The organism is Brasilonema bromeliae SPC951 (genome assembly GCF_012912135.1).
GTDB classification, from domain to species: domain Bacteria; phylum Cyanobacteriota; class Cyanobacteriia; order Cyanobacteriales; family Nostocaceae; genus Brasilonema; species Brasilonema bromeliae.
In genome coordinates this window covers 1-9,951 of record NZ_QMEB01000243.1, presented here as the reverse complement: position 1 = coordinate 9,951, position 9,951 = coordinate 1, and the positions used below count along the sequence as shown (strand labels likewise).

The 9,951-nt window shown below is 45.9% G+C and carries 6 protein-coding genes; 3 read left to right on the top strand and 3 right to left on the bottom strand.

Annotated features, from left to right (window positions below):
- Positions 1–403: 403 nt before the first annotated feature.
- From DP116_RS23765 to DP116_RS23755, 3 genes are all read right to left on the bottom strand, one after another.
- The gene (locus DP116_RS23765; RefSeq protein WP_169157512.1) at positions 404–1,480 is read right to left on the bottom strand and encodes an LOG family protein; all 1,077 of its coding nucleotides are present in this window, start codon (positions 1,478–1,480) and stop codon (positions 404–406) included.
- A 448-nt stretch (positions 1,481–1,928) separates the two neighbouring features.
- The gene (gene trxA, locus DP116_RS23760) at positions 1,929–2,276 is read right to left on the bottom strand and encodes a thioredoxin (protein ID WP_339381546.1); all 348 of its coding nucleotides are present in this window, start codon (positions 2,274–2,276) and stop codon (positions 1,929–1,931) included.
- A 558-nt stretch (positions 2,277–2,834) separates the two neighbouring features.
- Entirely contained in the window at positions 2,835–3,998 is a 1,164-nt protein-coding gene (locus tag DP116_RS23755; RefSeq protein WP_169157510.1) for a GuaB3 family IMP dehydrogenase-related protein, read from the bottom strand.
- A gap of 156 nt (positions 3,999–4,154) precedes the next feature.
- Between DP116_RS23755 and DP116_RS23750 the strand changes: the two genes are divergently transcribed.
- The 3 genes from DP116_RS23750 to DP116_RS23740 all read left to right on the top strand — a co-directional run bounded on the left by DP116_RS23750 (position 4,155) and on the right by DP116_RS23740 (position 9,748).
- The gene (locus DP116_RS23750) at positions 4,155–6,623 is read left to right on the top strand and encodes an endonuclease MutS2 (RefSeq protein WP_169157509.1); all 2,469 of its coding nucleotides are present in this window, start codon (positions 4,155–4,157) and stop codon (positions 6,621–6,623) included.
- A 572-nt stretch (positions 6,624–7,195) separates the two neighbouring features.
- Positions 7,196–7,801, top strand: a complete 606-nt coding sequence (locus tag DP116_RS23745) for a DUF3038 domain-containing protein (RefSeq protein WP_048867386.1) — start codon at positions 7,196–7,198, stop codon at positions 7,799–7,801.
- Between the two features lie 66 nt (positions 7,802–7,867).
- Complete coding sequence (locus tag DP116_RS23740; protein ID WP_169157508.1) at positions 7,868–9,748, top strand: DUF4335 domain-containing protein; 1,881 nt, start codon at positions 7,868–7,870, stop codon at positions 9,746–9,748.
- The last annotated feature ends 203 nt before the right edge of the window (positions 9,749–9,951 follow it).

Genomic DNA, 9,951 nt, shown 5'->3' with positions numbered 1-9,951 from the left:
CAAGTTCTGACGATGAATGTAGAATCCCCTCGCCTTTAGGCAGGGGAGTGTCAACCTAACCGTATTGGATCAAGAATATGAAGAACAATGAAGAAGATGAGGAGGCAGTGCACCAATTGCGTTATTGCAATTTTTGTAAGGGAGCCAGTGCGTTGGAGAGCCAGCGCTGGACTCACCGTAAGGCGTGGCGTCAGCCATAGGGTAGCATCTGGCGTTGGGCACTGCCTACTGTTCGCTCAAAACCTTATTTTTTACCTTAGGACGTAAAAAATCTATGAAGATTGAGGTAATCCCCAATGAATTGGGAAGCGACTAACTGTACCGCAAGGGAGCGTGTAGGTAGTTCACGTTGTTGGGAGTGCCCAACGCCCTATGCCTACGGCCCGAGGCTCGACCTAACGGGCTACTTCCTTTCTGGATGCGCCTTTTCTTCTGCTGAAGGAGTCCCCATGCGGTTAATCACTGCGATGAGTTGGTACAACCGCCCTAAATCTCTTTGATTAAAGTACAAAAGGAGGCGGGGTAGCTCAAACGTCTCATCTTGAGCTTCTTGCGGTAAAGCCTGACTTTTTTCAATGCGTCCTGTCACAAGAATGTCGCTGAAATCATGGTTGAGTTGTTCTACTTCAGCATCGGATAACTCTACTTTCAGACGGATAACTAGGCGATCGCCCACGTAGCGGCTAGAGTGATAAACCTGGTAAAAACTGGTAATAGCATTGCAAGCCACATCCAAGTTGTCTGTCACCGTGTAAAGACTGGGGTCATCAGGACTAACCAGACCTTTCTGCACCAGTTGCTTGTCAATATATTCGCTCCAAGACCGCCAATAATCGCCTCCAGGGTGGTCAATTAAAATCAAAGGTATTGGACCAAACTTACCTGTCTGGCTTAAAGTCATGCACTCAAAAGCTTCGTCTTGGGTGCCAAAACCACCTGGAAACAAAGCTATAGCATCACTCTCTTTGAGGAGAAACAGCTTCCGGGTGAAGAAATACTTAAAATGAATCAGCTTAGGATCTCCCTCAATAATCGGGTTTGCCTGTTGCTCAAAGGGAAGCTGAATGTTTAAGCCAAAAGAATTTTCCCGTCCAGCACCTTCGTTACCTGCTTGCATAATTCCGCCGCCACCACCTGTCATAACCATAAATCCCAATCGACACACATAGCGAGCAAATTCGTACGCCATGCGATATTCTGGTGTTTGTGGTGATAAGCGAGCCGAACCAAAAATAGTAACTTTGCGAACATGTCGGTAAGCATAAAACAGCTGGAAACCGCGTTCCATGTCTGTTAAAGAAGACGACAATATCTTCCAATCGAGGCGCTCAATTTCTTCACTCTTGTGAGCCAGACGCACTATAGTCGCTAGTGCCTGTATAATATACCGCCGATGCTTTGACATCGGTAAGTCTTCAAATAATTTAGCGATATCCGCTTGAAGAGACTCTAATGTGTCAAACGACGCAGATGAGGTCATGAGAACTGCTGCCAAAATGGCATTACATTTTATCTAAATTTAATGTGGAATGATAAATCGTTACGTGGAGTGCAAAGTCTAAAGTTTTTTGACTATTGACTTTTAGGTATTTTTTCACAACAAAAAGCACCTTTGGTTAAAGATAATCCAAGGCGCTGCCGACAGTTATCGTCGCCAACCTATCTTGATAAGAGAAAACGATTTGTTTGGTGGTTGTGTTTGCAACACACGCAGCAAACTACATCCCTACAATAATTTAACATTTATTTTATAAATAACTGCTGACAACAGAGAAACTCGCCAAACATTGGCTGAACTAAAAAGTTCATAAAGTTCATAAAGTTCATAAATTTATGGAGAGGCGATTGTCGCCCCTCCACTGTTTACCAATCTTTACCGAATGCCCTTTGAAATCAAATACTCTGTAGCAGTTTTCCGGCGGTTGTGTTCAAAGATATTTTTCCAAAGTGTTAGATAGTGTAGTTTTCGGCACGGCACCGACCACCATATCAACTCTTTGCCCACCTTTAAAAATCATCAATGTGGGAATACTGCGAATGCCATACTGGCTCGCAACATTGGGATTTTCATCGGTGTTAACTTTCACTACCTTAACTTGGTCTTTGTATTGGGTAGCAATTTCATCGACAACAGGGCCAACCATCCGACAAGGTCCGCACCAGGGTGCCCAAAAGTCAACTAAAACAGGAATTGCGCTATCCAATACTTCCTGTTTAAAGGTAGAGTCTGTAACTTGTGCGGCTTCTGACATGCCTATAAACCTTCGCCTATTAATATATTTGACTTTGCTGAAAATTCTACCACAGCAAAAACCACTGCTTTGCAGTGGTACACAGAGTTTTGCATATGGCAATTGATGTGATTCAAAAATAATTTAATTATTAAGGAACCGCCCGAAGCTTGTCCGGGCGGAGTGTGGTGTGAGGAGTGAACGGAAACATGCGTCTCCGCTATCTCTATTCTAGGCGACATATGCGATTTTTCCAGTAAGAGTTTAAGAGTCGGGAAAAATTTCATTAACTTATCTCCCAGCTGTAATAGTATCACTCCTGTTGACTATTACAGCTGGGTGATAAAGAGTCATTAGTTGCCAGCGCTATGGAGGCGTTAAGCGTAGCTCTGGGTCCTTTGAGTGCCGCCCCTAAGAGGGGCTAGGAATCACAACTGCGGTGTCCGATCCAAACTTCTCTAAGCTAGCCAAGCACTGCCTCACCAAGGGCGCAGTGGCTCCTCAAGTCGGAAAACCATGCACAGCAGTCGCCTACCTTCCGGTTACGCTTGTGCATAGCGCGATCGCTCCTTTTAACGAATGCGCCCGCAGTATTCTCACGCTTCATTTTCCCATACCTAATTGTTGTGCTTTTTGATAAACTTTACCTTCGGTTAACAAAGAAGGAGCAATCACAACTTCCACTTGTTGCATTTCTTTAATATTTTTTGCTCCCAAAGTGCCCATACTTGTTTTCAAGGCTCCCAAAAGATTATGAGTCCCATCATCAAGTTGTGCTGGTCCAGTGAGGATTTGCTCTAGGGTGCCAGTGGTGCTGACACGAATGCGCGTGCCACGTGGCAAGACGGGACTAGGAGTTGCCATTCCCCAATGATATCCCCGTCCGGGAGCTTGAGCAGCTCTGGCAAAGGGGGAACCAATCATCACTCCATCTGCACCACAAGCAATGCACTTACAAATGTCGCCACCGGTGATTAAACCACCATCAGCAATTACTGGAACGTATTTGCCAGTTTCTTGATAATAATCATCTCGTGCTGCTGCACAGTCAGCGATCGCCGTTGCTTGTGGTACACCGACACCCAGCACACCACGAGAGGTACACGCTGCACCAGGGCCAATTCCCACCAGTACGGCTGCTGCGCCTGCTTTCATCAAATTGAGAGTCACTTCATAAGTCACGCAATTTCCTAGTATCACAGGTATGGGCATTTCTTGACAAAACTTTGCCAAATCGAGTGGTACAACAGATTCTGGAGAAAGGTGTGCAGTAGAAACTACAGTTGCTTGTATAAAGAATAAATCTGCACCAGCTTTTGCCACTACAGAACCAAATTTGCTTGCTCCTACGGGAGTCGCACTCACGGCGGCGATACCACCTTGTTGTTTAATTTCTCTGATTCGTTGTTCAATTAATTCTGCTTTTATCGGTTCAGCATAAAGTTCTTGCATCAAGGGAACAAATTCTTCTTTCCCAACAGAGGCAATACGGTCTAAAATTGGCTCTGGATCTGCATAACGAGTGTAAATTCCTTCTAAGTTCAGGACGCCCAATGCTCCTAGCTCTGACAAAAGCACAGCCATACGGACATCAACTACGCTATCCATCGCACTGGCAATAATTGGGATTTCGCGCTCAATATTGCCGATACGCCACTGAGTGTCTGCCAAACTTGGATCGAGTGTTCTATTACCGGGGGCGAGAGCAATTTCATCTATGCCGTAGGCCCTGCGAGCTGTTTTTCCCCGCCCAATTTCAATATCCACGCTTCTTGATGCTCCCAAATCTGTTTTAGATAGGGTATCAAAATTATGGGAGGATTTGCAGGGGTTTTTCCAAAGGTCATTAATCTAGAAAGGTTATGCAGCTTAGAGAAAAGAATTGTTACAATAATTTTAGAATCCATGTCAGATTAGCAGTCCTTGATCCAATCTGAAACTCTAGAATTACTTGAATGGTCTCGCCTCTGCCAGCATTTGTCTACCTTCGCGGCAACAAAGCTGGGGACTATTGCTGCGCGCCATCTACAAATTCCTGCGTCGCAAGCCCAAAGTGAGCAGTTGTTAGCACAAACAAAAGAAATTTACGAACTGGAAAACCGCCTAGGTACGGGGCTTTCGTTTGATGGAATCCAAGATATTGGTGATTCCCTAGAACGCGCCGAACTGCAAGGAATTTTGCAGGGAGATGAATTGTTGGCGATCGCCACCACTCTTGCTGGCACCAGAAATCTACGTCGTGTCATCGACAAACACCCAGATTTAACAGTACTCAATGATTTAATTACCGATTTACGGACTTATCCAGAATTAGAACAAGAAATTCACAGATGTATAGACGAAAGGGGTCAAGTCACTGACCGCGCCAGCCAAAAACTTGGTGAAATTCGCACGAACTTACGGCAATCACGCAGTCAAATCACCCAAAAACTGCAAAATATATTACAGGTAAAAGCGAATGCCGTCCAAGAACAGATTATTACTCAAAGGGGCGATCGCTTTGTCATTCCCGTAAAAGCACCTCAAAAAGACGCCATACCAGGCATTGTCCACGATACTTCTACCAGCGGCGCAACGTTGTATGTGGAACCAAATTCTGTCGTCCCAATGGGAAACCAGTTGCGACAGTTGCTCAGAAGAGAACAAATAGAAGAAGAAGCAATCCGTCGTGTCTTAACAGAGCAAGTCGCTGCTGTCAAGCCAGATTTGGAACGGTTGTTAGCAATTGTAACTACCTTGGATTTGGCATTGGCAAAAGCGCGTTATAGTTTGTGGCTAAAAGCAAATCCTCCACGCTTCATTAACCGAGACGAAAATGAAAGCATTACCTTGCGGAAGTTACGTCATCCACTTTTGGAGTGGCAGCATTACCACGAACAAGGACATTCCGTAATTCCCGTTGATTTGCTGATTCAGCCACAAATTCGGGTAGTCACAATTACCGGACCAAATACTGGCGGAAAAACTGTGACGTTGAAAACCCTAGCTTTGGCAGCATTGATGGCGAAAGTCGGCTTATATGTGCCTGCACGCGAACCAGTGGAATTGCCGTGGTTTGACATGGTACTGGCAGATATCGGTGATGAACAATCCCTGCAGCAAAACTTATCCACTTTTTCTGGTCACATCCGCCGCATTAGTCGGATTTTGTCAGCACTAGATGAGGACGAGGAAACAGAGAAAGCAGGGGAAGCAAGGGAAGCAGGGGAAGCAGGGGAAGAAAAGACTATCCCATCTTCCTTAATCCTTCTGGACGAAGTGGGTGCAGGAACAGACCCCGTTGAAGGGAGTGCCTTGGCAATATCGCTCCTACAATATCTCGCAGACCATGCTCTGTTGACAATTGCGACCACTCACTTTGGTGAACTCAAAGCGCTAAAATACGAAGATGAGCGATTTGAAAATGCCTCTGTAGAATTTGACGAAAGTACCCTTTCACCAACTTACCGCCTACTTTGGGGAATTCCTGGACGTTCCAACGCCTTAACAATTGCCCAACGCCTGGGGTTGAAATTAGCAGTTGTGGAAAGTGCGAAAACGCAACTGGGAGGAGCAACAGACGAAGTCAATCAGGTTATTGCTGGGTTGGAAGCGCAACGCCGCCGTCAGGAAACTAAAGCCGAACAAGCACAGGATTTGTTGCAGCAAGCTGAGCGTTTATACAAAGAAGTCTCCGAAAAAGCCACAGCATTGCAGGAAAGAGAGCGTGCTTTGCGTGTCTCGCAGGAGGTAGCAGTCCAGCAGGCGATCGCCCAGGCAAAAGGTGAAATAGCTCAAGTGATTCGCCGCTTGCAGCAAGGTAAACCAACAGCACAAGATGCTCAAAGCGCAACAAAAGCTTTAGGTGAGATAGCAGATAAGTTTATACCAGAACCTCCTCCGAAACAAAAAGTGGGATTTCTTCCCAAAGTGGGCGATCGCATCCGTATACCCAAACTCGGGCAAACAGCAGAAGTCTTAACCGCCCCTGATCAGGATAGGGAGTTGACTGTCCGCTTTGGAATCATGAAGATGACAGTGAAGCTAGAAGACGTAGAATCTTTAGATGGTCAAAAACCTGAACCAAGCGTTAAGGAACCCAAGAGCCAAAGAGCCGAGGAACCGAGGAGCAAAGGAGAGTCAAAAATCACAACCTTGACAGAAACTCCTGCAATTCGCACGTCTAAAAATACGGTAGATATACGCGGGCGTAGGGTACCGGATGCGGAAATCATTTTAGACAAAGCAATTTCGGAAGCCACAGGACCAATATGGATTATTCACGGACATGGCACGGGTAAGCTACGGCAAGGAGTTCACGCCTTCTTAAAGCAGCACCCCAGAGTCAGCCGTTATGAAGCAGGAGAACAAGCTGATGGCGGTAGTGGTGTGACAATTGCTTACATCGGTTAAAACTAAAATCACAAAACACAGAAACCCCTTCGGGTATGTCCTGAGCCCTTCGGGCACGGCTTGAGGCCGAACGGACACGCTGCGCTTTAGCCCTTTGGGCGTGCGCTTTGCGCATACGCAGTCGCCTGCGGAGGAGCCAGTACTTGATGAGTGTCTCCCTCCGTAGGTATCTGGCGTTGGAAACCCTCCCGCAGCGCTGGTCTCACCGGTTTTTGGAAAAATCCGGGTTTTGATTGTGGCGCTGAGTATAACTAAAATAATCACCACTGAACAATTGGGCTATTTTGAATAGCGATTGGATACTAGCGATGATTTATGTAGAAATGTTTATTGTTACTAAAAAATAAAAAAAGTTATTTGTGTTTGACAGATAAAGCACAATTGATTAGGATTATACTTTTTTCAAAACAGTTTTTCATCATAGAGTTAAGACAAAGACCTCTGCTGTTCACCAAAGTAATAGAAGCTGTAGCTCCCGGCTTCGGCTGATAGTGATTGGAAACCAATCTTAACCCTTGAGAGTCTGGTTTCAAAATGGGTAACAGCAACAGCCCTCACCAGCCTGATCACCTATGCTAAAAGTTATGCACTCTGCCGCCGATTCACCCGCTCCGACTTCTCAGTGGGAGGATTTAATAAAGCTTCCAGCCCCAAATTCAGTTCATTGGGACAATATCAAAACTCAGCTGGACTTGGTGCTGTTAGCGTTAGAAACATTGACTGGCATTGGCTCCGAGGCAATGCTACAAGCGGCAATTAATCTGAATTTAGAGTCAAGAGTGCCAGACCGTGTAGCGCTATGGCGACTGCGCCAATCAAATCCGCTACGTAAAGGTCAAGGAGGACGAAAAAAATTAGATGTGGAGGAAGCTAGGGCGCTTGTTCTGATTACTTGTTACCTTGCCAAACAGCACCAAGAATTAATTCGCCGTGCTGTTGGTCTTTTAGAACAGATGGCGGAAGACAACCGCGAACCTCATCAGGCTGCTTTGCTTGGAGATTATATTGATACTTTCTGCAACACTTATCAAGAGCGGATGGAGGAAGACGCAACAATCTCCACTAATGAATTAACCCACCTGGGATTAAAACTGCTTATAGATTTACTTTTTTACAGTGGACCTGGTGGACATCGCCGTCTGTGGCTAGCACTTATCGACCGTTCAACCAAATTCTAGATTTCAGATTTGAGATTCTCTGATCAAAAATCAAAAATTAAAAATATCCTGCTCGCACTTCCTGCCATGCCTGTATCAAATTCTGTGATCCGTCGGTATACACCGCCCACCTGCACGCTAGAAGTCTTGGCGCAGAGTTCAGCTTTGTCTCAGTGGATGGGTAAATCTGTCCTCAAGCAGCTACAGTTTGAACTTCGCTTTGATGATCCGCGATTGCCAGAGGAAAAGAGAATCGCAATTAGAGGCGACAGCGACCAGCTGGAGACTTTGTGTGCAGTAGTGACAGGCTACGTCCAAGAATTTTTGGAAATGTCTCCTGAAAGCTTTTGGGCAAATTTCTCAGGAACAAACTTCCCAGGAACAGAGGACGTAAGCGTAGTCTCTGATGAGACTGAACAAACAAATGTTTACAATCCCCCTTCACAAAAAATTCCAACGAGAAACTCTTTTACCCAATTACCACATGCAGACATAAAAATCAAGCCTAGCGATCACTTAACTCACAATTTGTTTCTTGGTTCTTTAGCAAATCCAGCATCTGGTCCTGTCATTCAACTGAGTCTGCTGCAATTATTCGATTTAGCAACAGCCCTGGATGAATATTCTGCTGATGTCGTGGCGCTACCAAATCTCACCCCTCGTTCTACAAGGAGTGGGGGTATACCTGCTTGGGCACCTGTTGCAGCAGTTCTGGTGATAGGTGTGGGTTTAGCACCATTCACCTGGCAATATGCGAACCGTGTCAGACAACAGCAGACAGCCAGAAAACCAATTTCGACAGAACAAAAGATTGCTCTAGAAGCTTCCCCCTCACAGGGTCTGTCCACATCCACTGCTGTTCCTACACTGGCTCCCTCTAGTAGTTTACCTTCGCCGCCACTCCCACCCTTTGGGTCTACCTTAGCAGTGCCCAATGCTTCTCCATCGATCGCTCAAACATTGCCTAGTGTACCTGTTACGCCTCAAACATCTGCAAAGTCCACATTTCCTTCTATACCCCAAACATCTCCTAGTATTGGGAATGTCGCCAAAGCACCTCTACCACCTTTAGGCAATCCGTTGAGTATATCTGGAACAACAAAAACTCCAACGATCTCAACCCTTCCAAAAACCACAACACCAAAGCAAGAAATTGCTCTTCAACCCAAATTACAGCCCAATTTTACAGCATTAACGCCAAAGAGCGAGCCGAATTCTACATCAGTTCAAAAGAATTCGACACCGAACAATTTGTCCAGCACAAATAACACTTCCAGTACCTCAACAGGAGCCTCACTCCTGAGGGGTACCTCCTCCAAAGACGCTACGCGTATGCCTGCGGCACGCCAAGGGCTAACGCGAAGCGTCTCTGAAAGAGATACGGCAGTCACTCCTGGGGGAAACCCTCCTATGCCCTACGGGCAGGCTTCGCCGCCAACAGCACTGGCTCCGCAAGGCACTGCTCCCAGCAACGGACTAGCTCCCCAAAACAACGCTGCCTCATCACTTGCAACCTCACCTCAGTCCAGCACAAGTACCAGCCGTGAACCAGTTTACTCACAACCAGGCTCAAGACAAAGTGGTACTGATGCATTAATTTCTAGATTGCGGGAAGCGAGGGCAAAAAGGGCTAATCTTTCCACAGAAGTTGCCACTAATAGTACAGTTCGTAGTGGCACATTGTTTGACACACCTCAAGTATCTGAAGCTAGAGACGTATTGAAAAAACGCTGGCAACCGCCTTCTGGATTAAGGCAAAGCATTGAGTACAGTTTGTCAGTAGGTGTTGATGGCACAATTGAGCAAATTTTACCAATGGGAAAAGCTGCAAGAGATTATGTTGACCGTACAGGAATGCCTCTGATTGGTGAACCTTTTGTTTCTCCTAATAAAAATGGACAATCAGTAAAAATCCGAGCTATTTTTAGTCCTGACGGCAAGGTGCAGACTTTTCCAGAAACGGAGTAAGTCAGACAGGGCTATGAACTGACGTTTCGGTGCACCTTGGAGACTACGTGCGCTTTGCGCACCCTATGCCGCCGTACTGTAGATATAGGGTGAAAACTAGGAGGGCTGGTCAAACCAGCCCCCTAAGGAACATGAAATTAATTTTAATAACGGGGTAAGGAACTGTAACTTAATCCCTACCCATCTCTACTCATTACTAGTCA